At 61.6% G+C, this 23,952-nt stretch carries 19 protein-coding genes; 6 read left to right on the plus strand and 13 right to left on the minus strand.

Annotation, left to right across the window (positions count from 1 at the left end):
- Positions 1 to 49 precede the first annotated feature (49 nt).
- Positions 50 to 1,003: a syringomycin E biosynthesis L-threonyl-[L-threonyl-carrier protein] 4-chlorinase SyrB2 gene (gene syrB2, locus ACYVNQ_RS32200; protein WP_460908701.1), complete on the plus strand. Its 954-nt coding sequence runs from the start codon at positions 50 to 52 to the stop codon at positions 1,001 to 1,003.
- 47 nt (positions 1,004 to 1,050) lie between these two features.
- Positions 1,051 to 2,307 (plus strand): alpha/beta fold hydrolase, encoded by a 1,257-nt coding sequence (locus ACYVNQ_RS32205; protein ID WP_460908704.1) that lies wholly within the window; start codon positions 1,051 to 1,053, stop codon positions 2,305 to 2,307.
- Positions 2,308 to 2,470: 163 nt separating this feature from the next.
- Here the strand turns inward: ACYVNQ_RS32205 and ACYVNQ_RS32210 are convergent, their stop codons facing one another.
- Together ACYVNQ_RS32210 and ACYVNQ_RS32215 are read right to left on the minus strand one after the other, a co-directional pair.
- The gene (locus ACYVNQ_RS32210; protein ID WP_460908706.1) at positions 2,471 to 3,508 is read right to left on the minus strand and encodes a cupin-like domain-containing protein; all 1,038 of its coding nucleotides are present in this window, start codon (positions 3,506 to 3,508) and stop codon (positions 2,471 to 2,473) included.
- Positions 3,509 to 3,912: 404 nt separating this feature from the next.
- Positions 3,913 to 4,620, minus strand: coding sequence for an autoinducer binding domain-containing protein (locus ACYVNQ_RS32215; RefSeq protein ID WP_460908707.1), 708 nt, complete (start codon positions 4,618 to 4,620; stop codon positions 3,913 to 3,915).
- A 439-nt stretch (positions 4,621 to 5,059) separates the two neighbouring features.
- Between ACYVNQ_RS32215 and ACYVNQ_RS32220 the strand changes: the two genes are divergently transcribed.
- Together ACYVNQ_RS32220 and ACYVNQ_RS32225 are read left to right on the plus strand one after the other, a co-directional pair.
- Positions 5,060 to 7,465: a beta-ketoacyl synthase N-terminal-like domain-containing protein gene (locus tag ACYVNQ_RS32220; protein WP_460908709.1), complete on the plus strand. Its 2,406-nt coding sequence runs from the start codon at positions 5,060 to 5,062 to the stop codon at positions 7,463 to 7,465.
- Positions 7,466 to 7,925: 460 nt separating this feature from the next.
- Complete coding sequence (locus ACYVNQ_RS32225) at positions 7,926 to 8,531, plus strand: acyl-homoserine-lactone synthase (protein ID WP_460908711.1); 606 nt, start codon at positions 7,926 to 7,928, stop codon at positions 8,529 to 8,531.
- Between the two features lie 177 nt (positions 8,532 to 8,708).
- Here the strand turns inward: ACYVNQ_RS32225 and ACYVNQ_RS32230 are convergent, their stop codons facing one another.
- From ACYVNQ_RS32230 to ACYVNQ_RS32275, 10 genes are all read right to left on the minus strand, one after another.
- Positions 8,709 to 9,080, minus strand: a complete 372-nt coding sequence (locus ACYVNQ_RS32230; protein ID WP_460908713.1) for a DUF4902 domain-containing protein — start codon at positions 9,078 to 9,080, stop codon at positions 8,709 to 8,711.
- A 497-nt stretch (positions 9,081 to 9,577) separates the two neighbouring features.
- Positions 9,578 to 10,384: a 4'-phosphopantetheinyl transferase family protein gene (locus ACYVNQ_RS32235; protein WP_460908715.1), complete on the minus strand. Its 807-nt coding sequence runs from the start codon at positions 10,382 to 10,384 to the stop codon at positions 9,578 to 9,580.
- A gap of 574 nt (positions 10,385 to 10,958) precedes the next feature.
- Positions 10,959 to 11,702, minus strand: a complete 744-nt coding sequence (locus ACYVNQ_RS32240; RefSeq protein ID WP_460908717.1) for a response regulator transcription factor — start codon at positions 11,700 to 11,702, stop codon at positions 10,959 to 10,961.
- Between the two features lie 35 nt (positions 11,703 to 11,737).
- Positions 11,738 to 12,940, minus strand: a complete 1,203-nt coding sequence (locus tag ACYVNQ_RS32245) for an aminotransferase-like domain-containing protein (RefSeq protein WP_460908719.1) — start codon at positions 12,938 to 12,940, stop codon at positions 11,738 to 11,740.
- Positions 12,941 to 12,987: 47 nt separating this feature from the next.
- A complete protein-coding gene (locus ACYVNQ_RS32250; RefSeq protein WP_460908721.1) occupies positions 12,988 to 15,951 on the minus strand; it encodes an FAD-binding and (Fe-S)-binding domain-containing protein in 2,964 nt (987 codons plus the stop codon).
- On the minus strand, positions 15,951 to 16,982 hold the full coding sequence (locus ACYVNQ_RS32255; protein ID WP_460908723.1) for a 2-oxoadipate dioxygenase/decarboxylase family protein: 1,032 nt from the start codon (positions 16,980 to 16,982) through the stop codon (positions 15,951 to 15,953). The genes ACYVNQ_RS32250 and ACYVNQ_RS32255 overlap by 1 nt, the downstream gene beginning before the upstream one ends.
- 64 nt (positions 16,983 to 17,046) lie before the next feature.
- Positions 17,047 to 17,400 (minus strand): RidA family protein, encoded by a 354-nt coding sequence (locus ACYVNQ_RS32260; RefSeq protein ID WP_460908724.1) that lies wholly within the window; start codon positions 17,398 to 17,400, stop codon positions 17,047 to 17,049.
- Between the two features lie 16 nt (positions 17,401 to 17,416).
- On the minus strand, positions 17,417 to 18,733 hold the full coding sequence (locus ACYVNQ_RS32265) for an NAD(P)/FAD-dependent oxidoreductase (protein ID WP_460908726.1): 1,317 nt from the start codon (positions 18,731 to 18,733) through the stop codon (positions 17,417 to 17,419).
- Positions 18,734 to 18,793: 60 nt separating this feature from the next.
- Positions 18,794 to 18,916 (minus strand): hypothetical protein, encoded by a 123-nt coding sequence (locus ACYVNQ_RS32270; protein ID WP_460908729.1) that lies wholly within the window; start codon positions 18,914 to 18,916, stop codon positions 18,794 to 18,796.
- Positions 18,917 to 18,936: 20 nt separating this feature from the next.
- Entirely contained in the window at positions 18,937 to 20,343 is a 1,407-nt protein-coding gene (locus ACYVNQ_RS32275) for an FAD-dependent oxidoreductase (protein ID WP_460908731.1), read from the minus strand.
- Positions 20,344 to 20,673: 330 nt separating this feature from the next.
- Here ACYVNQ_RS32275 and ACYVNQ_RS32280 point away from each other — a divergent pair, with 330 nt between their 5' ends.
- Positions 20,674 to 21,396, plus strand: a complete 723-nt coding sequence (locus tag ACYVNQ_RS32280; RefSeq protein WP_460908733.1) for a pirin family protein — start codon at positions 20,674 to 20,676, stop codon at positions 21,394 to 21,396.
- Positions 21,397 to 21,442: 46 nt separating this feature from the next.
- Positions 21,443 to 22,765 carry an FAD-binding oxidoreductase gene (locus ACYVNQ_RS32285; protein ID WP_460908735.1) on the plus strand — a complete coding sequence of 441 codons (1,323 nt, stop codon included), beginning with the start codon at positions 21,443 to 21,445 and terminating at the stop codon, positions 22,763 to 22,765.
- Between the two features lie 34 nt (positions 22,766 to 22,799).
- On the opposite strand, the gene ACYVNQ_RS32290 is transcribed toward ACYVNQ_RS32285, so the two are convergent.
- Positions 22,800 to 23,933 (minus strand): porin, encoded by a 1,134-nt coding sequence (locus ACYVNQ_RS32290; protein ID WP_460911163.1) that lies wholly within the window; start codon positions 23,931 to 23,933, stop codon positions 22,800 to 22,802.
- Positions 23,934 to 23,952 lie beyond the last annotated feature (19 nt).

Here is a 23,952-nt window from a genome sequence, read left to right on the forward strand (position 1 = left end):
TCTCATCCGCGCTCAAACCACGCCTAACCCGACTGACAGGAGCTTGACCATGGAACTTCTCGACACGCCGACCCGGCAGTTCGCCCTCTCGCAGCAGGAACTCGAATCGTTCAGGACCAACGGCTTTATCGGCCCGTTCACGCTGTACTCGCCGGAAGAAATGCGCGAGCACTGGAAGCGCGCGCGGCTGCGCCTGCTCGATCGCAGCGCCGCGGTGTACCAGGACCTCGATGCGATTTCCGGCGCGACCAACATCGCCAATTACGACCGTCATCTGGACGACGACTTCCTCGCCGATCACATCACGCGCCCGGAGATCTGCGAGCGCGTCGCAAGCATTCTCGGGCCGGACCTGCTGTGCTGGCGCAGCGAGTTTTTCCCGAAGTACCCGGGCGACGAAGGCACCGACTGGCATCAGGCCGACACCTTCGCCAATGCATCCGGCACGCCGCAGATCCTGTGGCCGGAACACGAGGAATTCGGCGGCACGATCACCGTGTGGACCGCGTTCACCGATGCGACGCTCGACAACGGCGCGCTGCAGTTCATTCCGGGCACGCAGAACAGCATGAACTACGACGAAACCAAGCGCATGAAGTACGACCCGGAACAGGCCACCGGCGTGCTGAAGGAAGGCACGCGCCGCGGCTTCTTCGGTTACGACTACCGCGAACTGCAGATCGACAAGGACTGGAAGCCGGATGAATCGAAGGCCCGGTCGATGGTGATGCAGGCCGGCCAGTTCATCGTGTTCTGGTCGACGCTGATGCATGCGTCGCATCCGCATAACGGCAAATCGCAGGAAATGCGCATGGGCTTTGCATCGCGCTACGTGCCGTCGATGGTCAAGGTCTATCCGGATACCGACTACGTCGAGGAATACGGCGGCAAGATCAGCCTCGAGCGCTACGGCGCGGTGCAGGTAGCAGGCGACCATGTGCCGGCCTACAACTCGCGCATCGCCACCCATACGACGCGCGGCAAGCCGTTCAAGCGCAACTGAAGCGCGCGTCGCTCCCGCTCCATCGAAACGCATCTTGAGGAATACCGATGTCGATACCTGACAGAGTTGATGTGGACGGCGCGCGCCTGAACGCGCAACTGTTGCGCGCCGTGGCCGCACTGCGGCCGCTCGCGGCGCAACTGCCGCGACCGCTGCGCGTGGCGTTGCTGGCGGACCCCGCCGCGTCGGCCGATCCAGTTGCCTTGGCCGACCTGGCGGCGCATGAACCGCATGCTGCCGACGCCGTGCACGAGGTGGTCGGCGCTGCGTTTGCAGCGGCAGGCATCGACGGGTTGCGTTTCGCGCCCGCCGGGCAAGCCGATTTTTCGTCGTTCGAAATGCTGATCAGCGAGACCGTATCGCAGGCACTCGAATACCGTTACGACGGCTTCGCTCATGCGTCGCGCAGCGACGCCGCGCTGCGGGCGGTGCGCTCGTTCGACTTCGTGCAGCCGGCGGCGCACGTCGTGCACAGCCGGCTGCCGGTCGGCGCGGGCACCGCCCTTTCGGTGTACGCCTCAGCCGCACGCAACCGGCCGGCGCTGGTGCTGGTGCCGCCGTTCGGCATGCCGTTCGGTCTGTATCGCGACTGGTTCGTGCGGCTCGCGCAACGCTACTTTGTGGTCAGCTGGGAAACGCGCGCGCTGTTCGGCGAATGCACCGACTTCGATCGTGCCGACACCAGCATGGCCGCACAGGTCGGCGACCTCGTCGCGGTGATGGATCATTTCGGGCTCGACGAGGCACACGTGATGGGCATCTGCGGCGGCGCAGCGGTTGCGTTGTGCGCGGCGCCGCGGCTCGCGCAGCGGATCGATTCGTTGAGCCTCTGGTACGGCGACTATCAGCTTGGCGATGCGTCGTTGCGCACGCAGCATCAGCAGAATTTCGAATGGCTGATGGAGACCGCGGCGCAAGACCGCGAACAGGCCGGGCAGATGCAGCAGCTGTTCACCGATCCGTCGATCCTCGGCACGGTGCCGCGCAGCATCGCGCATCTGGCGCTCTATCCGTACGCCAATCCCGAGCTGATGTACCGCTATGCGCGGCTGAACGCCGGGCTCTACGCTGCGCAGCTGATGCCGGCCCTGCACGGCATCGCCGTACCGACGCTGGTGGTCAGCGGCGACAACGACAGCACCACGCACTGCGGCGGCTCGCAATTCATCGCGCAGCAGATCGCCGGCGCGCGTTTCCATCTGGAGCGTGGCGGCAATCATGAGGGCCTGTTTAGCGTACCGGACGGATTGCACACGCTGTTGCTGGAGTTCCTCGAGACCGCACGCGAGGAAGCGGTCAACTGATTCTCCCTGAAGTTCCCGTAGTGCTTGGCCGGCGTAAGCCGGCTTTTTTTATGCGCTGCGCAAAGCCGGCAAAAACCTGGTCGATATGGCGTTGCTGCAGCGAAAACGGCGCAGCGGCAGATGGGCCGCTGCGCCGTTTTCGTGGCTTTCGCGAGCGCGTGGGTTACGCGCGCTGCGGCGTGTCGAGCACCGACAGGCAGCGCCGCAGCATCCGGTAGCCGAGCGAGTACGCGATCGCGCCCAGCAAAAGCGGCGCGTAGCGCGTGCGCACGTAGGTCTGGAACAGCTTGCGCATCGCCGGAAAACGCAAATCGCCGTTGATATGCAGCGGTGTCATGAAAGTCGACGCCACCGTGATACCGAAATCGGTGCCGATCGATTCGACCGCATGCCACCAGAACACCGGGATGTAGAGCGCATCGCCCTCTTCCACCACTGCGCGTATCGGCTGCAGCTGGCCGAACTGCGGAAACTTGCGCGCATCGACGTCGAACAGGTAACCGTTCTCGCGAATCACCGGCAGCAACGCCTGCCATGACGCGTTATCCGGCGGCAGGATCAACACTTCCTTGTCGCCGACCACCTGGGTCATCAGCGTTTCGTCGGTCGAGTGAAAGTGCCAGTCGGTGTACGAGTCGCGGTAGATGAACGCGCGATACGGCGTATAGAGCAGCGCCCGCTTCGGCGACGGCAGGAAGCGATAACCGCCGATATCCCCCTCGAGTTGCGCCATCGGCGAGCCGGGTTCGATCGGACACGCGGGCAGCACGAAGTAGTCGCCTTGTTTCGGCACTTCGTCGAGGAAATCGTGCAACGGCATCGCGCGGTGCGTAGCGGCGACGTTGTCGAGCAGCGTCTGCTTGAGCTTCGGCTCGGCCCATGCGATCAGTTCCGGGCCCGGCGACGACGCGATCTCGACCTTGTGATTGGTCGTGCGGCTCTTCAGGTAGTCGATCTGCCGCCAGCGCGCAAACGCCGGCCAGTGCCGTGCCGCGCCCTTCAGCACGCACGGGCGGTTGCGGTTCACATAGTTGTCGAGAAATTCTTTCTCGGTGATCTTGCTGGCCGGGATCTCGTCGACCGGCAGCGCGTGCTGGTAGTTCGGGAAACCTGAGAAATGCCAGCGAGCGTGCTGGCCGGTTGCGGGGGTATCGCGGGTTTCACTGGTATCGGGCTGTTCCAGCGTAAGGGTCTGTTCCATCGTGCGCACCATCCTGTCAGGTCCAATAGGGGATGTGGGCCATCGCGATGGCCGCTAGCGCATTTGAACAGTCCACCCTGCGCGCGTCTGTCACGGCATACCGTGACAGCGTCGCGCGATCCGGCGCCCCGCACACAGGTGGGGCAAGTGTCCCGCTTTAAGGTGACATACAACGCGGTGGCAAAAGACTCTAATAGATTCACGACGACGCAACGTAGCTGTATCGCAACGTCGCACCGGCCGCGCTACCTCGCCCAGGCTTTTCGCGGCTTCATCGACCTTCTGGAGGAACACCTATGGCGCAATGAAACAGGCCATCGGCCTGCAAACTGATCATAGTCACAGTACCGATGTTACCGAGTCGGGGGACTCGAGTCGGGCAAGGTTTCCCCTTGCCCGACACCTTAGCGTAGCAGCCCCATCAGCGCGGCCTTGGCGACCGCCTGGATCTTGTTGGTGCAGCCGAGCTTGGCCACGATATTCTTGATGTGAAAATTGACCGTGCTTTCCGCGATGTTCAGAATTCGTGAGATTTCATATGCGGTCTTGCCGTCGGCGGTCCATTTCAGCACGTCGGTTTCCCGTGCGGTCAGCGTGCCTTCGACGAACTGCCCGGTATTGAGCAGCGGTGCCATCACCGTATGCGCGGCTTGTGCGAGCAGCACCATCACCTGCTCGTTGATCGCCTGTTCGGTTGCGGTGATCGGGCTGGTGCTGCGCGACAGCGTCAACAGCCCGGTGGTGCCGTCGGCGCCGCGCGATGCCGCGGACCAGCCGTGCACGATGCCGAACGCCGAAGCCTCATCCCAGAACGCACCATCGCCTCGTTTGTCCTTGCCCGACCACGCGACCGGCCCGTCGGCACCCAGCGCATTTCTGACCGTCGGGTCGACTTCGATATAGCGGCCTTCGATGTAGCGCGCCTTCCACTCGTCAGGATAGGTCGACGCCATGATGATCTGCGGCTTCGTGATCGGAAAGGGACGCCGCATGCCGTAGGCGGCGTACTCAAAGCCCAGTTGACGCGCTGCCCGGTTCAACACCGACAGCACGTCGGCCTCGGTCCGGCTGGCCGAGACTTCACTGATCCACGACAACAGTAGTTCATGCATTTCCGTACTCTGGTGAGCAATGCATCGGCATTCAACACCTTACATGCCAGCATCCGGGGGTTACCGCACGATGACACTGCGCTGCATAAGCAGCGCACATGAGCATAGAGGTCCGTTGCTGATCCCGTCCTCCTGCGATATCGCAAGCGATGCTATCGCTTGTCGCAACAACTTGCACATGCATGGGGACGCATCGGATCCGCAACCGGTGACATAACGCTTCAGACGCTGCTTCTATTCCACGGTAATCGCGCGCAACACGCATCGCCAATACAGAGCGGCGCGCGTCTGTCACCTGTGAACTCTCATAGTGCCCGGCCACTCGCGCAGCTCTTATGCTCGGCCGCACTGCCCTCACTTTTCCCGAAGCTTTCGCCATGACGCTCTGTTGCCCGTGTGCCCGATGCAGCGGTGGCCGTTTCCAGCAAGCGGGGCCGCCATGGACCCGGTAGCCATCATCGGCGCGCAACTGCGCCTGCCGGGCGCGGACTCGCTGGAAACCTTCTGGGCCAACGCGCTCGGTACGCCGGCGAGCCCTGCCGCGGCAGCGGACCACGGCACCGGTTACGACGCAACTGCACTGCTCGACGGACCCGCACGGCTTGCGTGGCCCGGCACCACGGGTCGCATCGATCTGTTCGATCACAGCCTGTTCGGCTACACGCGCGCGCAGGCCGCGGCGATCGACCCACAGCAACGCATCCTGTTGGTGCTTGCGTACCGCCTGCTCGAACAGGTCGGCATCACCAGCGATAGCGTCGGCACCTTCGCCAGCGTCGGCTTTCCGTATTACCTGCTGCGCTGCCTCGCCGTGTCGCCGCCGCTGCGAACCCCGGTTGCCGAACTGATCGCCGAGAACAGCCCCGACCGCACGGCGCCGCGCATCGCGTACAAGCTCGACCTGCACGGCCCCGCGATGTCGATTCAGGCCGGCAGTGCATCGGCATTGCTTGCCGTGCATATGGCGCGCATGGCGATTCTTACCGGACAGTGCCAGGTCGCACTGGTCGGCGCGGCCTCGCTGCGGCTCGCGCAAAACCACACGGATGCCGCGGCGTCGACGCGTGCGAAAGACGCGCGCAGTATGCGCGATGTAGCCGGTGGCACGCCGCCCGAAAATTTGCCGGCGAGCGGTGCCGTGATGGTCGCGCTGAAGTCCGTGCATGCCGCGCTACGCGACGGCAACGAAATTCTCGGCCTGATCCGCAGCTCCACGATCAATCACGATGGGCGCCGCAAGCGCTCATTCGCCGAACCGAGCTACGACGGCTACAGCGAAGCGATTCGACGCGCCTATGAAGGCTCGGGCACGGCGCCCGACACGATCGGCTATCTCGAAGCGCACGGCACCGGGCTCGCGCGCGGCGATGCAGTGGAGACTGCCGCGCTGAAGGCAGTGTTCGATGCATGGTCCACGCGCAAGCGTTACTGCGCGTTCAATTCGACGCGGCCCGAGGTCGGCCAGCTGGGTGTCGTGTCCGGACTCGCGAGTCTGCTGAAGGCGGCACTGTGCGTGAAATTCGCGGTCAAGGCGCCGTTCAACGGCGCGCGCGCCGCCGAACTCGAAGCGCTGTTCGTGCAGTCGCCGTTCTACGTGTCGACGGTCGCGACCGCCTGGAGCGCGGCACCCGACCATCCGCGGCGCGCGGCCGTCAGCGCGTTCGACGCTGGCTGCAATGCCCATTTGATCATCGAAGAAGCGGCGCCACGCGAGCTCGCGCGCGGGATCGATACCGGCCCGCTGTTGCTGTGCGCGCATACGGTTCGCGCGTTGCACCGGCTCGAACAGGACACGCGCGCGATCGTCGTGCACGACCCAGAGCGGCGCGGCGACTTGCGTTACACCACACAGCTGCAGCGGCGGCATGACGGCCATCGGGTAGCACTGGTGTTCGCCGGCGAAGCAGCCAACGCCGCCCAGGTTTCAGACGCTCCAGATGCTCGAGACGCCAGCGCGTCGCTACGCTCGATCCGGCGCACGCAAGACTGGTCGCAGGCCCGCGTCGGACTGATCTTCGACGCCCGGCAAGCGCTTTATGCGGGAATCGGTGGTGCGTTGCATGCGCGCGGTGGGCATTTCCGCGTGACCTTCGACGACTGCGCCGCCCAATTCGCTGCGCGCGGCTGGCCCGACGCGCGCAAACTGCTTACCGGTACGGAAGCGCCGGCGGCCGATGCCGCGCATTATCCGCACTTCCTGTTCTCGCTGCAGTACGCGTTGGCGGCCATGTTCTCGGCTGCCGGCCTGCCGGTCAGCGCGGCCTTCGCCGCCGACGAGACCAGTGAATACGCGGCTGCGACTCTCGCCGGTGTATTCAGCCAGCAGGACGCGATCCGGCTGATGTGTGAGCGGGCCAGGCTCGCGCGCCGGCGGCCGCGCGACGCAGGCGTTGCATCGCCATCCGCAAGCGGCGACGGCAGCGAGTCGTTGCGAGCGGCACTGGAAGACTGCGCGCCGCGCGCGCCGTATTTCCGGCTGGTCGCCGCCGACGGCAGCGACGACGCGGGCGCCTATGCAACGCCCGACTACTGGCTGCAGCGCACGCGGCGCGACGCCCTCGCCGCACCGGCAGACGCGAACCATTTGCTACATGGTTGCGACGTGCTGATCGAGATCGGACCCGGTACGCCCGCACGCACCGTGCAAGCCGTGCATCATGCAAGCGCAGTGCGCTTCGCCACGCTGCTGCCCGGCGAGGAAACGGCCCTGGTCGACACCGTGCTGGCGCAATGCTGGGCCAACCGTATGCCGATCGACTGGCAGGCGCTATATGGCATCACACGCGGCAATGTGGTGCCGCTGCCGCCTTATCCGTTTGAGCAGAGCTCATGCTGGTACGAATGAGGCCGTGTCAGCGCGGTTAAAACAATGCCCGATGCATCGACAGAAAAGCGCCGCCGACGGCGCTTTTTTATTCCCCCCGTTTCACCGAATTTTTCAAATAAATATTCCCCGTTTGTTTGTTCTTTACGCGTAAACACATCAGGTAATGACAGCCTCATGAATTGGTAAAACAATTCAACTAATCTCACATTCTCAACAATACTTTCACACTGCATCCATTCGCTAAATACAGCGTAAAAACACCCCGTTCTCCGCTTTCGCCGGCGCCGTTATCCGTTCGCAAACACCCCCTTCCTTATGCGCGCCCAATGGATTTTTCTCCCAATACGAAGCTAACCGCGAACAATTAAAAAATCATGCCATGCGCAACATCGACTTTACTGTGAAGAATGCTAGTTTTTATCCAAAGCCAATAGCGCTCTAATTGAGTCACCCCCTCACTCAGTGACAGAGCCCAGAAATGATCACGACCATCACAAGAAGTGGCAGGAACCTTGCCGAACTCAAGCGCGCGCTCGGCGAGTACCGTTACAAGATCTTCATCGAACAACTCGGCTGGCAGTTGCCGACACGCGACGGCATCGAACAGGATCAGTTCGACCTGGACGACACGCTCTATGTGGTCGGCATCGACGAAGCCGGCGAGATTCACGGCTGCGCACGCCTGTTGCCCACCAGCAATCCTTATCTGTTATCCGAAATATTTCCGCATCTGGTCGCGCCCGCGGCGCCGCCTTGCAGCGACAGCATCTGGGAACTGTCGCGCTTCTCGGTGAGCCGCGCCGGCGACTCGAGCCGCGCGATCATCGATGTCGAAGCCAGCACCCGTATCATGCTGGCAGCAGCGATCGCCTGTGCCGAAGAGCATGCCGCGGAACGCCTGATCACGGTGTCGCCGCTCGGCATCGAACGGCTGCTGTCGCGCATGGGCGTCAATGCGCATCGTGCCGGCGCGCCGCAACGCTGCGATGGCAAGCCGATCTTCGCATGCTGGATCGAGATCGACGACCAGACCCGCAACGCGCTGGCGATGGCTACCAGCCCGCGCCAGCTCGAAATGGCGTAACGGGCAGTGTCTACCCGGCAGCCTCTGCCGGGTAGACCGGCACACCAACTCATATCACCGCTTCACCCGGTTTTGGATAGGCAAACGCGCGGCAAATGCGCTGCGATGTGCGTATACACCGATGCGCAACACGGCCGGCCCTGCGACAGCAGGCCGGCCTTTTTATGTTCGATTGCGTCAGTGCTCGTCGAGCCCGGACTGCACGCTCTGCTGCCACTGCATGGTCGCGATACGGGAGCGCAGAAAGTCGTCCGTCACACCGCGGCCCAGATCTTCGCCACCCGCTCCGACCAGCATCAGGTTCGTGCCGATCGCACCGATTTTCCGCGGCGCCATTTCGAAGCGGCCTGCGGAACTCTCATACCAGGTCCAGCCGACCGTCACCGGATCGCTGTCGCGCGAGCCCATCCATTCCGTATAGCCGCCGCACTTCGAATCAAGGCCGGCGGTTACCAGTTCGGCCTGCACGTCGTCGTCCGGCACTGACCAGCAATGGGTCAGCCGAAGCGCGTTGAACTCCGGTATCGTGAGCCTCAAATATCCGTCCACCCGCATTTATTCCTCTCTCCCTGAATCTTCGTTACTGTAATAGCCGTCTCGCGCAAATGCGGCAAATGCCGGTAAAGCCGGATTACACCGATCGCACATACGGTGTTTTCGGCGCCGCGCCGTCGGGCGGCCATGCAGAAACACGCCCGCACCCACGGCAGCACCCACGGCAGCACATTGGCCGCGCCTAAGGAAAATGCGGGGATTGATTGACGACCCATTGTCCGTACGAACACCACTATTGCAAATACCACGATGGTTTAATCTTGCTGACCGGCGATTGGGTGCACACCGGTTGATGTAGACATGGACACGCAGAGCCTGCAATTGAAATTCGCGCCGCTCGTGCAGGATCCGGCGCCGCAAGACGGCGACCGGGAACTGCCATATTGCTACAAAAAATTTTTTCCGCCCATGTCTATACCGCGCTCAAATACATACGCAAGTGCGAACGCATATTCATACGCGACTTCCGCACACCCTGCTCGCCACTGCTTTCATTTAACTTTCGCAACTTCGGGACCCGGCGGCGGCGCTTCGCGGATGCGCACTGCCAGCCTCGCTGCGCTGCCATACCGCACCGCGAGCGCCAACAGATGCGTGCCGCCCAGTTCATGCAGCTCGAATTGCCATTCGTTTGCCCGGTCGTCGATTCGCGTATCGAAAGTGGCGCGAATCGTGCCCTCGGCCAGCGCAAAGGACAACTGGCTCAGGCCGAGTGTCAGGCCGACGCCGGTCCCTTTCGCGTACGCCTCCTTCAAGGTCCAGTGTTCGAAGAAGCGCCGGTTGCGTGCCGCAAGCGGCAACGCGTCGAGTGCCAAGCGCTCCTCGAGCGAAAAATAGTGGCGGGCGATCTCATCGAGATCGGCCTGCCGCGACAGGCTTTCGACATCCACGCCCACGTCCGCGCTACGCGTGACCGCGCACACCACCAGCTCGCGGGTGTTGGACAGGTTAAAGCGCAGCGGCGGCGCCGCGCCCCCACTGTCCACTTCCGGGCGGCCGAAGCCGTTCTTCCGGAAGCGCCAGTGAGCAGGCGCCACGTCCGCGTATAACGACAGCACACTGCGGCACAATGCCCGCGTGACCAGAAATTCGCTCTTGACGCGCTCGAGCGCCAGCCGGTTCAGCCTGGCTGTCTCGTCCACGCCTAGCAGCGACTGGTAGTACGCGCGCAACGGCGGGCGGTTCCATGCGTCGACCCATGCGCACCATACGTGCACTTCGTCGGCCGGCAGATCCGTGCGGCGCAATGGCAAAGCCAACGCTTGTGGCATCGGTCGCGGCAGCATCACGTCGTGCATCGTTCGTTTTTCCGCGCAGCGCGCGGGGAAATCAGGCACGCCATGTCTGTCAGCCGATCGTTATCAGGTTCGCGTCAGAACTGGAGACTAGGCTATGCCGCCGCGTGCCTCAACTGTGAAACTTAACAGGATGCGAAGCCGCTTCGCATGCGGCATGGGTGCCCGGAAGATGGGAGTTCGGGCGTATCGCGCGGCGGGACGGCCGTACGCCGGTCACGTTGTGGATGCTGCTGCGCTGCGGCACAGTTACGGTGACTTCGCTTACGCACGCATTGGATCGTTGTAAGCGAGCCACTTGAGATACGTGCCGACCAGGCCGGCAACGCGTTAGATGACCTGGCGGCGAATCTGGCCGCTAAACTAGCGTCGTGAACTAGCTGAACTAGCCTCGTCAGGCACCACCTGCAAGCGAAATGGCTTTCGCACAGGTTACAGCCGGCGCGCACATTCGTTTGCTACGCGACCGAATGTCCTCTACTGATGCAATTCGAAACGACTGCCGTGCGTCTGCCGGCAGACCCTGCTGCGTATCCGTGCTGCCTACGCGTGCTGCCGCAATGCGCTCGGTGCATGCTCACGAGCGCCATATCGGCCGGCAGGCGGAAACCCATATCGCCTGCTCTCTCCTGACCCACTCTTCCCGCGGCACAACTTCTCGACGAGACGCTCCGAGGCCCATGCTGATCCCTTTTCTGACCAGATCGGCAACCGTTCTCGAGCCTGTTTTTCGCATTACTTCTCGTCGATACGTCTTAACCGTAATCTCGCTGAGCCCCAGTTCCGCGGCAATCTGCTTGTTCAACAGGCCGCCGACTACCAGCGACATCACCTCGCGCTCACGCGGTTTCAACGCTTCGTACTGGCGTTGTAGCGACGCATAGGCGTCTTCCATCTCAACGCGCCTCCGGTCGACACTCAACGCCTGAAACACGATCTCGAGCAATTCCTGATCGCGGAATGGTTTGGTCAGGAAATCAAACGCGCCGATCTTCATCGCTTTCACCGCCATCTCGATGTCACCGTATGCGGTAATGAAGACAATAGGCATCGGAAGCGGCTCCGCCATCATCTGCGTAAGCACCGTCATGCCACTGCGCCCCCTCACCCAGGTCTCCAGCAAAAGACACGATGGGCCCCGAACGCGATCGGTACCGAAAAAATCGGCAAGGGACGCAAATGTCTCGACGCGCAGACGAGCCGACGCAAAAAGCGATGCCGTATATCCTCGCATCGTTTCGTCATCGTCTATCACGTAGACAATCTCGCCGCTGTCATTGCTGACATTGCCGACCACCGAACAATCGCCCCCATCCTTCATATCGCATGCTCCTCATGACCTCGTTGCACCGCCACTTACTGTGCGGTGTCACGAACCGCAATCGCAACGCGACTCACGCCCTCGTTGATCTCCGGTATCGAGGGCGCGGCAAACGAAAGTCGAAGGGTTGCGCTGTCCGCGTTGTCCGCGTAGAAGGCAGTGCCGGGAACAAAGATGACCTTCTGTCCGATTGCGTGCTTCAACAGATCGGCGGCGCTGCCCCCGTCACGCAGTCGCGCCCATACGAACATCCCGCCTTTCGGCTCGATAAAATCGATCGCGCCGTCTGTTTGCGTGCGAAGCTCGTTGCACAGTGCCTGACACTTTGCGTGATACGCGCGGGTGATATCGCGAAGGTGTCCAACCAGCCTGCCGCTTTCCAGGTACCTGGCCGCAATCGACTGGGTCCATGGCGCACTGCATAGATCAGCGGTTTGTTTCGCGATGACGCAACGGCGGATCACTTCGGCCGGACCGATGGTCCAGCCGGTCCGCAGACCTGGCGCGACGATTTTGGACAGGCTTGACAAGTACACCACCCAGGCCCTGGCGCCCGGCACCTGATCGGCAAGCGACAAAATAGAGGGAACCCTTTCGTCGGTAAATCGCAGATCGCCGTACGGATCGTCCTCTACAACAACAAACCTGTAACGCACGGCCAGTTCGAGCAACCGGACTCGCCGCTCTTTCGACAGGGTTGCGCCTGTCGGATTCGCAAATGTGGGCACCGTATAGAGAAGTTTTGGACGCTGAGCTTTGGGAAGCGCGGCCAGCAACGTCTCCAGCGCGGCAACATCGAGTCCGTCGGCGTCGATCCCCACCGGTCTGATTGTCGCCTGCTGCAGCCTTAAAGCCGCAAGCGTGGCCGGGTAAGCAGGTTGTTCGACGAGCACCGTGTCGCCCGGCTCCAGCAGCACGCGCAGCAACAGATCGAATCCCTGTTGAGCCCCTGTCGTGATCAAAAGCTCAGACTGCGCGGGTGCGGTACCGCGTTGCGCCATCAATTGCGTGATCGCGTTCTTTAGCGCCGGAAGGCCGTCCGTCGGTCCATACTGCAGGCACGTGCCGCTATCCGCATAGGCTGCTTCGGCCGCGTCTCGCAAGCCCTCCTTGTCAAACAGGTCGATGGCCGGATAACCGCCGGCAAACGAGATCATGCCGGGCTCGCCCAGATACCTGAACAACTCGCGGATCGGAGACCCGGCTGGATTGGCAAACGGTGCGCTGAAAGCGTACATGGCTGACGAATAGCTCCTTAAATGCAATGGCTCTTTGCTGCGTCGGTCTAAACCTGTTGTGCAAACTGCGGTTCGTCACTGGCTGTGCCGGATGCGGCCTCGTCCAGTAACTGGGCCAGCAGTTCCGCGATATGCATCACACGCCGTCCGGTCCCATGCGCGATCTGCTCGCGGCAACTAAAGCCGTTAGTGACGACGATGGTTTCCCCGTCTGCGCGGCGGATCGCTGGAAACAGCACGCTTTCGCCAATTTGTTGCGAAAGCGGGTAGTGCCGCTTGTCGAACCCGAACGAGCCGGCCATGCCGCAGCATCCGGAGTCCAACACAGTAAAACGTGCGCCGATGCGTTTGAGCAGAGCAACATCGCCTTCCATGCCAAACACCGATTTCTGATGACAGTGCCCGTGCACCAGCACTTTCGCCTGGAGCGTCGGCCACTTCATCTGCGTGTTGCAGACGAATTCCGAAAACAGATGCGTTTGCGAAGCGAGCTTGCGGGCCAATGCATCGTCGGGGAACTGCTTGAGCAGTTCATCCCTGAACACGGATACACAGCCCGGCTCGAGCCCGACCACGGGAATGCCCACCCGGATTTCCGGGCCCAGATTTTCAATGATCGCCTTTAGTTGTTCCTTTGCCTTGTCGAGCAGACCGAAGTCGTACAACGGTCTGCCGCAGCAAAGGCCGGCCGGCGGAATGATCACTTCGTAGCCGAGCCGCTCGAGCACCGCGTAAGCAGCGCGCGCAATTTCAGGCGTGAAATTTTCATTGAAGGTATCGACCCAAAGGATCACCTTGCCGGCGGTGTCGTTCAGGTGCCGGCGAGACACCGGACGTTGCCGCATTCCTTTTCTGAAGCCCGACGCAGCAAATTTCGGCAAGCTTCTCTCGGCAGCGACACCGGCCAGCCACTTTCCGACAGACGCGAACCCTGGAGCCGATGTGACCAGATTCGCGAGGCGCGGAAGCTTCGATGCAATCGGTGCCCATTGCCCGATTCGCCCCATAAACAGCGCTTGACGCGGGCGGCGGTGAAACCTGTAGTACTGGGACAGAAACTCCGCCTTGTACGACGCCATGTCGGTGTGCGTCGGACAGTCGGATCGGCATCCCTTGCAGGCAAGGCACGTATCGAGCGCCGCTTTCACCTCCTTGCTCTTCCATGCGTCGACAATGACGTTGCCCTGCAGCATCTCCCACAACAGATGTGCACGCCCGCGTGTTGAAAAGCGCTCTTCGCGGGTTGCACGGAAGCTCGGGCACATGGTTCCGCCCTCGAGCGAGCGGCACTTTCCCATGCCGATGCACCGTTCAACGCCGCGCTGAAAGCCGTCGCCTTCTGCACTACGGAAGTTCAACGTGGTGACGAGATTGACGACCTTATAGTCCGGGCCCATCCGGAGATTCTCATCTGCCCGGTACGCATGGACCACCTTGCCGGGATTCAGGCGGTTTCGCGGGTCCCAGATGGCCTTGAATTCTTCCATCGCCTGTATCAGTTCCGGACCGTACATGATCGGCAGAAACTCCGCTTTGGCCTGACCGTCACCGTGCTCGCCGGACAACGAACCGCCGAACTCCACCACTAGCGTGGCGGCCTGGCGCAGAAACGCGCGCCATTCGCGAATGCCTTCCGCGGTCCGGATTGCGAATGTGATACGGGCGTGGACGCAACCGTCGCCGAAATGGCCGTACAGACAGGTCTCGTATCCATACTGGTCGACCAGCGCCTGGAACGCGCGCAGATAGTCGCCAAGCCGTAAGGGGTCGACTGCGGCGTCCTCCCAGCCCACAATCGGATCGGGCTTGCCTGGCTCGACCGTCAACGCGACCGCTGATGCGCCGGTCTCGCGGATCGACCAGATCTGGCTCTGAGCCGCTTTTTCGAGGAACTGCCTGGTGGTCACGCGGGGACCCGCACTGCCGTTTTCGAAATAGCGTTGCGCGGCCCCGGCGAGCATCGCCGCCTCCTCACCGGTGTCGCCGCCAAACTCGAGCACGACCCACGCGTCGCCGTCGGGCAACAGCGAAATTTCCTCGGCCTTGAGGCCGCGCGCCTGCAGCCCGCGAATAATCCCGCGATCCAGGCCTTCAATCGCAATTGGCCCGAGGCGCATGAAATGAGCAACGGCATCCGCGGCGCAGAAAATATCTGCGAAACCCACCACCACCAGGCTGCGATGCGGCGGACTCTTCACCAGGCGCACTTTCGCGTTCAGGACAACGGCGCACGTGCCCTCGCTTCCCACCAGCGCGCGGGCAACATTAAATCCATTCTCGGGTAACAGTTGATCCAGATTGAAGCCCGACACCCTGCGCTTGATGTCGGGAAACTTCTGCCGGACCAGGTTCGCATACCGGTCCCGAAGGGATGCGAGGGCCGCATAGATCTGCCCGCGTCTGCCGCCGGCTGCAATGATCTCCGCCAGTTCCGCGTCGCTGGTGGGCCCGACCCAGAATCTCGCGCCATCGTATGTGAGGATCTCGAGCGCTTCGACATTCTCGACCGTCTTGCCCGCCATGACCGAGTGTGCGCCGCACGAGTTGTTGGCGATCATGCCGCCAAGCGTGCAACGGCTGTGCGTGGCAGGGTCGGGAGCGAAGGTCAGCCCATGCTTCTCGGCTTCATTGCGCAAGGTATCGCAGATCGTGCCGGGCTCCACCCATGCGAACCGTTGTTCGGCGTCGATCATTTGCACACGGTTCAGGTATTTGCTCGTGTCCGCCACGACCGCAACGTTGACGCCCTGACCATTCTGCGACGTGCCGCCGCCTCTCGCCAGAACCGGCACATCATGCCGCGCGCAAAGCGCCACGGCCGACACGAGATCATCCACGTCTTTGGGAATAACGACGCCAATCGGCACCTGACGATAATTCGATGCATCCGACGCATAGATAGCCTGACTCGCGCGATCGAACCGGACCTCGCCGCGAAGCTGACTGGTCAGATCGACCTGCAGTGCCGACAGGACTTCCGGTCGAATACGAAATGCTGTAGCGCCTTGCATTATTTGTCGGCCTGGCCCGCAGTCATCCTGAAGATGCCTTGTGCGTTACCTGCGTCGAAACGAAGGTCGGTCTTCCACGCACCGGTACCTCGGTCCAGTTCGCGATGGCGAGTGATAAATTCATAGAACGAACCCGGCACATTGCGCACCACGATCGCGCCGGCAGCGCCAATGAATTCGCGCTCGACCATATCTGCGTGGTATGCAGTCTGGAACACACGCCCCGAGCGCGAGCGCTCGACCTCCGGCTTGATCGGTCGGCCTTTGGCTTTCTCCGCTGCGCTAAGCGCGAATACGTCGGCGACACGATCGGTCGCATGGTTGAACGCATTCCCTTCGGTCGCGATCCACGCCATCTCCGCGGACACGTGCCGCAAGGCTTCGTAATCCGTGACGCTCGGCACATCGTGCTGGCGCGCAAAGCAGGCCAGCAGAACGGGTAGCAATGCTTTAGCGATATCGACCGGCAGGAAGCCGTCGCGTTGCAGATCCAGCAACTGCGCTTGCGCAAGCGGTGTGAGCGGATCGCGCGACGAACCGACGACCTTGGTTACGGTAGCCTGAAACTCAGCGGAAAAGCGCTCGGGATGGAGTTCGCTAACGAAGAACTGGGCGATTTCGTCAGGGGCGTCTTCGTGCAAATACGCGCGGCCCGTCATCCCTAGCTTGTCCAGCGGGTAACGTCCATTCAGCCTGAATCCGAGCGGCAGCAGAATGCGCGTGAACGCTGCCTCGCCCGGAGGCAGCGCGCCGTTGCGCTCCCAGCGGACGGTGCGAAGCGCGCCGTGATCGAAAAACACCTTGCCGCCCGATGCGATCGCTTCCTTCGTATAGGCGCGGCCCGACGGCGAACGATCGAGGAGATCGTCGAACAGTGCCATGTTCATGGCCTGCGCGAGCTCCGCGCGCGTCACGCACCCCGGCTCGTACTGAAGCAATACAGCGGGAAAATTGAGGATCGATGCCAGATGGCCAGCTTTGTCGCGACCGATAGAGGTTTCCAGCAGTTGCTGGACATTCGGGTTAAGCATGGAGAGTTGCTCCGGTATTGATGTTCTGCAGGATGGCAAGGTGCAGGCTCGCCGGCTTATCGGCTTATCGGCGAGCCGCGATCACCACCACTTCGATCAGCTTGTCGGGAGCCGCGAGGCGCGCTTCTACTGTTGCGCGAGGCGGGGTGTGTTCCGGATCGACCCATTGGTCCCACGTCTCATTCATTTCAGAAAACAGCGAGATGTCGGAAATGAATATCTGGCAGCTGAGGATCCGGGTCTTGTCGCTGCCGTGCTCGGCAAGCAGTCGATCGACTTTGGACAGCACCTCTTGCGTCTGGCCGGCCATGCCGCGTGTGACGTCCGACGCCACCTGTCCAGCCAGAAACAGCAGGCCGTTGTATTCGGCAACTTGAGACAGGCGCTTGCCGACGTGGCTTCTCTTTAGCGGGTACATATCGAATCCGTATGGTTTAGCGTTCGAGGCCGGCGAGTGCGGCCTGGTAGTGAATCGAGGACATGACGCCGATGCGTCGGAACGGTTCAGGCGGAAGCCAGGCGGGCCCTTCCATTTCAAGCACATCGCTGAGTTCCTGCGACTGTGCGCCAAGCAGCATGTCGCCCAACAGCCTGCCGAAAGTACTTCCTTTAAGGATGCCTGCGCCGTTGCATCCTGCGCACGCATAGAGCCCAGGTTTTAGCTGGCCGAAATACGTCGCACCGTTGCGCGTGAGTGCCGTCGTCCCACCCCAGACGTGTTCAAACGCGTGCGAATGCATTTTCGGATAGCGTCGCCGATAGATATCGGTCAAGACGGCAACTGTGTCGCGCAGCGACTGCTCATGCTCGTAGGAGTAGGCGCTTCGAACCAGCAGGCGTCCATCCGCGGTTCGCCGTAACGTCGCACCAAGCCGGTTGGCGGGAATGATTCCCCATTCGGCAAGATCGCCTAGCCGGGCCCGTTCTTCTTCAGGCAGCGGCGGTGTCAGCGCGGCATACGTGTAGATGGTGAACAGACGGTCGCGTAGCAAACCGAGCGATCGGGCAAACCCATTGTTGGCCACCACCACGTGATCGGCGGTGAAGTCACCCTTCGATGTCGAGACACAAAACGGAGCCTCCGCGGAAAGCGACAGCACCGGTGTCTGCTCCAGCACCACGACATTCGGCGGCAAGCTCTCAGCCAGCCCGCGAATCAGCGCGGCCGGCTGCACGAACACGTTGTTCAGCGAGTGAAAACCATAGCGAAAGTATTCGGTTCCCACCTTATGTCGCAATCCTTCGCGGTCATACTCGGAAAACCGGATGCCCCATGCGCGGTACTGGTCCAGTGTCGCCTTGAGGCTGCGCTCGCCTCGTTCGGTCGCCGCCGCGTGAAACTTGCCCGCCGGATTCCAGCCGCATTCGATCCGGTGCTCGCGGATCAGCTCTTCAAGCCAGCTCAGCCCCTGGGCGTACACGCGGATCTGCGTCCTCGCGCTCTCTATCGGGCTCTGGTGACTGCCTAGCCGGGTGTTGTGCGGCAAATTGATCACGAAACCGGAATTCCGCCCGGCTGATCCTTCGGCTACCGTACTCGCTTCCAGAATCAGTACTGCCGCGTCCGGCTTTGCCTGCGCAATACGTCGCGCCGCCGCCAGGCCGGTATACCCGGCTCCAATCACGATCGTGTGATAGCGCTTGTTCAAAGGTACGGCAGTCGATGCGCCCCGTTTGGGAAGGAGAGCATTCCAGCCGGCAGGGTTCTGATACGACGGGTAGATTCTTTGCGAGCCACTGAAGATAGACATTGTTTGTGTACGGCAGCTGTGGCGACACGGCGTGTCACCCTGGATGACACGGAAAACGAGTCACGTCACTGCGGCCTTGATTTCCCACGAAGCACTGCCTTCGTGATCGCTCATGTCGTTCGTCGAAAATCCGAGATCGCAGTGTAGCCAGACGGCTGCCGCTTCTTCGGCAATATTAGACATACTAATATCGGCATGAAGCGTTACTTACCAGAGTCGCGGCGCTTGTCGTCGCGCGGAAAATCCGGTGCGCTGTCGCGGGCCGCGTCGAACTCCGCGGCAAGACGCTTCACCTTCGCGACCACCTCTTCGGCCTGAATTTCAGAGGGCGGCTTGAGCAGTGAGATCACGTTGAACAAGCGCCGGTGAACGTCGGCATCGAGGTAAGCCGCGCGGTGGAGCGCGACGTTGTACTGCAGCATCTCGTCGAGATTCTCAGGTCGCTCGCCGCGAGTCTCGGGGTAACCGAGATCGGGCAGCACGGATGAGCGCCAGATGTTGTCCAGCAGCGGCGATACTGCATCCATCAACGCTTCGAACAGACCGGCGAGGGGACGCACGCGCAGGCGCCGGCTGTCCAGCAGGTTGCGCAAGATCACGGCTGTTTGCGCCGCCGCGGTCATACCCTGTGCGTACACCGGGTTGAAGCGGCAGATCGCATCGGCGAACGGCACCAGACCGACCGGCCAGTTCGCGCAGCGCTCGAAATGCCTGCGCCGGCTTTCCGGAAACGCGAACTGGATCACCTTGCCGTGCAGTTTCGCGTGCCTGAGCACGTTGTGCAGCGTCGGCGTCGACAGCGCCGAAGCGAAGTCGACGAAGCCCGCCCAGTCGGCGGGCGGCGCGTCCTTGCCGTGTCCGCCTAACACCGCGAACCAGTACTGATCCTCGCGGACGACTATCGCGCCGTAGCGGCTGCTCAGCGGCGCCTCGGGCAACGTCACCATCACGTGATAGTCGGGGATGTGCCCGTCGGCAAATTCGACGAGTGCCGTGGAATAGGTCAAATCGATGCCAATCGTGGTTTCCTCGGGCGCCGCGCGCCCGGTCGCGCACAGGAAAGCGAGCGTCAGATCGCCGCGGTTCGATGCATCGACGACCAGCTCTGCGTCGTGCAATTCCTGTGTGCCGTCGCGGGCTTCGCATCTGACCGCCGACACCGCATCGCCCGCTGGCGTGGCGACGATCCCGGTGACGCGGCGGCCGTCCAGCAACACCACGCTCCTGTGCTGCTGAACGTAGCCGCGCATCGCACTTTCGATCAGCGGCCGCGACGCCTTGAGCTGCGTGATGTTGAGCTCGCGCTCGGGCAGCGCACGCTGGCCCGGGAATTCGTAGAGAAAACGCATCCCCATGTCGGCCACTTTCGCGCCGGCCGCGAGCATCGTCGCGCTATAGCCGTCGAACAGATCGTCGAGCGCGGCGAGTCCGCCAGGCAGCAGCGCATGGGGGTGGCGTCCTTGCGGAACACCGGCGCGCGGTGTCGCGCCGGCCGGCAACACGTCCCGTTCCAGCACGACGATTTCCTCGAATTTGCCAACTAGCGCTTGCGCAGCCGTCAGCCCGCCCATCCCCGCGCCGATCACCACCGCACGCTTGCCGATATGCATCCCTGCTCTCCTGGTTGTTGCGACTTCGCATCTCGGACCTTGTGAATGTCCGGGTGGTCTTTCAACAACGCAGGTTATGTTTTAATTCCATTTAATGGCATTCTTTTTTTATCAAACCGTTTTAATATATTTATATATGTTCTGTGTTGACCGTAAATCACGAATTAAAATAGCGGTCCGGCCAGGTAACGATATTGCTTTAAACATACGCACCTGATACAAATAAGAAACGTCAATTAGCTTCGCGATGGCAGGCATCCTGACGATATCCGGCTGCAAAGCAGTAACATCCGGCCCCATGTGTCGTAACGCAAGCATCCAAAGGGCAACATGGTTGAACATCGAACTCTTGCCGAAATTGGTGGCACCACCAATAGCTGGCTCAATGCAAAACACCATTTTTCGATAGGCAAGTACGGCAATCCGGCGCACCTGCCAGCTGGTGCGCTATATGTCTGGAACGACGACGAGATCGCCCCTCAATCCGGATTTCCACTCCACAGCCATTCCGATGTGGAGATCATTACCTATGTCCGCGACGGGATTCTTACCCATACGGATAGCCTCGGAAATCGCGAGCAGCTCGAAGCAGGGAACGTGCAGATCATGAGTGCCGGGACCGGCATTCAACATGCCGAGCGAAACGAACACGAGACGACCACCCGGATTTTCCAGATCTGGATCAAACCGCATCGGGGTGGCCCGCCACATTGGCGCTCCCAGTCTTTCCCTCGCCACGACCGCGCAGACCGCTTCGTTCCACTCGCTAGCGGTCGGTCTTTGCCGCAAGCGCTGCCGATCCGCGCGGACGCGGACGTCTATGGCGCATTGCTGGGACCGGAAGTCACAACGGAAATCGCGATCGCCATGGACGACACGGCCTATCTCGTGCCGGCGGTCGGATCGGTGCGGGTAAACAGCGTTCGTATCGAGCAACGCGAGGGCGCGCTGATCAGCGAAGTGAACCTCATCAGCGTCACAGCGCTTACCCATGCGGAGCTTTTGCTCGTTGTCGCCCACCCACACATGCAACAGGATTCCGACCATGGCTGACCGCACTACGCTCAGGCATCGCGATGGCCGCGAAGTCGAACGCTCAGTGATCGAAACCTTCTCGGCGAATTTTTCCGGCCAACTGGTTCCGCCTGATCACGCAGACTACGACGACGCCCGCAAGATATGGAACGCCGACATCGACAGGCGGCCTGGCTTGATCGCACGTTGTCGCGGAACAGCAGACGTGATCGACGCGATTCGCTTCGCCCGAAACAACGACGTCGTTGCCGTCGTGCGCGGTGGCGGCCACAACGTCGGCGGGCGTGCGGTTTGCGACGACGGATTGGTCATCGACCTGTCGCTGATGCGAGGTGTTTATGTCGACCCTGCGCATCGTACCGTCAGAGCGCAAGGTGGCGCGCTGCTCGGTGATGTCGATCGAGAGACTCATTTGCACGGTCTTGCGGTCCCTTTCGGCGTGGTGTCGAAGACGGGCATCGGCGGTTTGACACTCGGTGGCGGCGTTGGCTGGCTCACCAGAAAATACGGCCTGACATGCGACAACGTCCTGTCTTTTGAAGTGGTGACCGCTGAAGGTACCGTGCTGACCGCCGATGCGACCAACCATGCGGACCTGTTCTGGGCATTGCGCGGCGGCGGAGGCAATTTCGGCGTCGTGACTTCGTTCCTTTACCGCGCTCATCCTGTATCTACCGTGTTTGGCGGCATGGTGCTCCATGCGCGTGCCGATGCGAGCGCCGTGCTGCGTCACTACCGGGAGTTCATGAAAAGCGCTCCGGATGAGTTGACCGTCTATGGCGGTCTGATTACCCTGCCTGACGGTACGCCTGCCGCGGGGCTGTTACTGTGTTACTGCGGCGATCCAGCCAGTGGTGAACGTATCGTAAAGCCGCTGCGCGACTTCGGTAATCCGATAGCCGATACCTTGCAGGCCATGCCGCTGCCTGCGATGCAAAAAGCCATCGACGAACTCGGGCCGCCTCGCGCGTCCTTCTACTGGAAATCGTCGTTCGTCACGCAGTTTTCCGACGACCTGATCGACGTGCTGATCGAGCACGCCGGTCAAGCCGGGTCGCCGTTGAGCTCGATTGTTATCGAATGTTTTGGCGGCGCGGCGAACCGGATCGCGCCGACGGCAACCGCGTTTGCGCACCGTAATGTCGCCTATAACATCCAGATTTCCGCACAATGGACCGACCGCGGCGAGCGCGACCGGCATATCGACTGGGCGCGCACAGGTGGCCAGAAGCTCGGGCCGTTCTCCAGCGGCGCCGCGCTTCTGAACTACGTGGGAATCGGGCAAGCCTCCGAAATCGAGGCGGCCTTCGGCACTAACCTGCAAAGACTGAAGGACCTGAAGCAGAAGTACGATCCCCACCATTTCTTCCAGCCAGTCAGGATGTGATGCCGCGGATGTGATGCCGGCGGTCGCGACCGGGTCAGAACCTGTGCCTGATACCGAGCGCCGCCAGCGCCTGCCAGTTTGCACCTGCATTGACGTTCGACGATGCGATCACAGCTTGCGCGGCACCCTGGCCATTGGTGCCGGACGCATGCACCCACCCGGCCATCGCGTAGAGATCGGTGCGCTTGCTCAACAGATAGTCGATCGCACCGGTTACCTGATTGTATGTCGCCGACGAATGTCCGCTTGACCTCAGGTAGTCGTAACCGATTTGCGCACTGAAGGCCGGCGTCACATGCCACAACGCATACACCGAGCCATTGTTGTAACGTTCGCTTCCACGGAAAGCCGACGACGCGTCCGAGGTGTACTCGGAAAAACTATAGTAACCGCCGATCATCACCTGGCCCAGCGTGTATTGCGTAGCGATACGCGCCACGGTGATCGAACGGGCGGTTGAGTAAGCGCTGTTCACCGACGACCCGAACAGACTGTCCGCCGTCGTCGTGCCTCGCGTCGACAGGGTCGCGCTGCCGTTGTCGATATGGAACATCCCGCCTGCGATAGCGAACTTGTCCAGCTTGTAGTCGATCGCCGCGCTGTATGACTGGCCCGACGCCACGGAACCCGAGACGCCTCCGGCCGAATAGGTTGCGACGACCTGCACGCCCGCCCATATGGGACTGGTCCACTTTATCGTATTGTTAAAGCGAACCGTGTTGTCCGTATTGTCGATATCGCCCGGTGTGCTCGAATATTCTAGTTGCCAATTGCCTTGAAGCGGCTCGACGAGATCGCGCATCGCGTCGTATTGGCGACCGAGGGTCACCGTGCCCCACTTCGGCGAAGCGAGACCGACATACGCCTGACGACCGAACAGCCGGCCGCCCTGCCCCAGCGCGCCGGTATCCACGTTAAAGCCGTTCTCGAGGCGAAATACTGCCTTCATGCCGCCACCGAGATCTTCGCTTCCCACCATTCCCCAGCGGCTAGCCGTCTGGCTTCCCGATTGCATCGCAAAACGGGTACTTTTGCCGCCGGCATTGTGGATGTACTGAACGGAATTATCCACCACGCCATACAGCGTAACGGAGCTCTGCGCCGAAGCGGTCATCGACGTTCCGAATGCACCCAGCAGAGTGACGAAGCCTGCAAGTTTTTTGGCCATTTCGTTATACGAAGTAATT

This window comes from Paraburkholderia jirisanensis (assembly GCF_054782355.1).

Excerpts from the sequence above, each read along its gene's own strand:
- syrB2 (WP_460908701.1), top strand. The coding sequence starts at position 50 with ATGGAACTTCTCGACACGCCGACCCGGCAGTTCGCCCTCTCGCAGCAG.
- ACYVNQ_RS32205 (WP_460908704.1), top strand. The coding sequence starts at position 1,051 with ATGTCGATACCTGACAGAGTTGATGTGGACGGCGCGCGCCTGAACGCG.
- ACYVNQ_RS32210 (WP_460908706.1), bottom strand. The coding sequence starts at position 3,508 with ATGGAACAGACCCTTACGCTGGAACAGCCCGATACCAGTGAAACCCGC.
- ACYVNQ_RS32215 (WP_460908707.1), bottom strand. The coding sequence starts at position 4,620 with ATGCATGAACTACTGTTGTCGTGGATCAGTGAAGTCTCGGCCAGCCGG.
- ACYVNQ_RS32220 (WP_460908709.1), top strand. The coding sequence starts at position 5,060 with ATGGACCCGGTAGCCATCATCGGCGCGCAACTGCGCCTGCCGGGCGCG.
- ACYVNQ_RS32225 (WP_460908711.1), top strand. The coding sequence starts at position 7,926 with ATGATCACGACCATCACAAGAAGTGGCAGGAACCTTGCCGAACTCAAG.
- ACYVNQ_RS32235 (WP_460908715.1), bottom strand. The coding sequence starts at position 10,384 with ATGCACGACGTGATGCTGCCGCGACCGATGCCACAAGCGTTGGCTTTG.
- ACYVNQ_RS32240 (WP_460908717.1), bottom strand. The coding sequence starts at position 11,702 with ATGAAGGATGGGGGCGATTGTTCGGTGGTCGGCAATGTCAGCAATGAC.
- ACYVNQ_RS32245 (WP_460908719.1), bottom strand. The coding sequence starts at position 12,940 with ATGTACGCTTTCAGCGCACCGTTTGCCAATCCAGCCGGGTCTCCGATC.
- ACYVNQ_RS32250 (WP_460908721.1), bottom strand. The coding sequence starts at position 15,951 with ATGCAAGGCGCTACAGCATTTCGTATTCGACCGGAAGTCCTGTCGGCA.
- ACYVNQ_RS32255 (WP_460908723.1), bottom strand. The coding sequence starts at position 16,982 with ATGCTTAACCCGAATGTCCAGCAACTGCTGGAAACCTCTATCGGTCGC.
- ACYVNQ_RS32260 (WP_460908724.1), bottom strand. The coding sequence starts at position 17,400 with ATGTACCCGCTAAAGAGAAGCCACGTCGGCAAGCGCCTGTCTCAAGTT.
- ACYVNQ_RS32265 (WP_460908726.1), bottom strand. The coding sequence starts at position 18,733 with ATGTCTATCTTCAGTGGCTCGCAAAGAATCTACCCGTCGTATCAGAAC.
- ACYVNQ_RS32270 (WP_460908729.1), bottom strand. The coding sequence starts at position 18,916 with ATGTCTAATATTGCCGAAGAAGCGGCAGCCGTCTGGCTACACTGCGAT.
- ACYVNQ_RS32275 (WP_460908731.1), bottom strand. The coding sequence starts at position 20,343 with ATGCATATCGGCAAGCGTGCGGTGGTGATCGGCGCGGGGATGGGCGGG.
- ACYVNQ_RS32280 (WP_460908733.1), top strand. The coding sequence starts at position 20,674 with ATGGTTGAACATCGAACTCTTGCCGAAATTGGTGGCACCACCAATAGC.
- ACYVNQ_RS32290 (WP_460911163.1), bottom strand. The coding sequence starts at position 23,933 with ATGGCCAAAAAACTTGCAGGCTTCGTCACTCTGCTGGGTGCATTCGGA.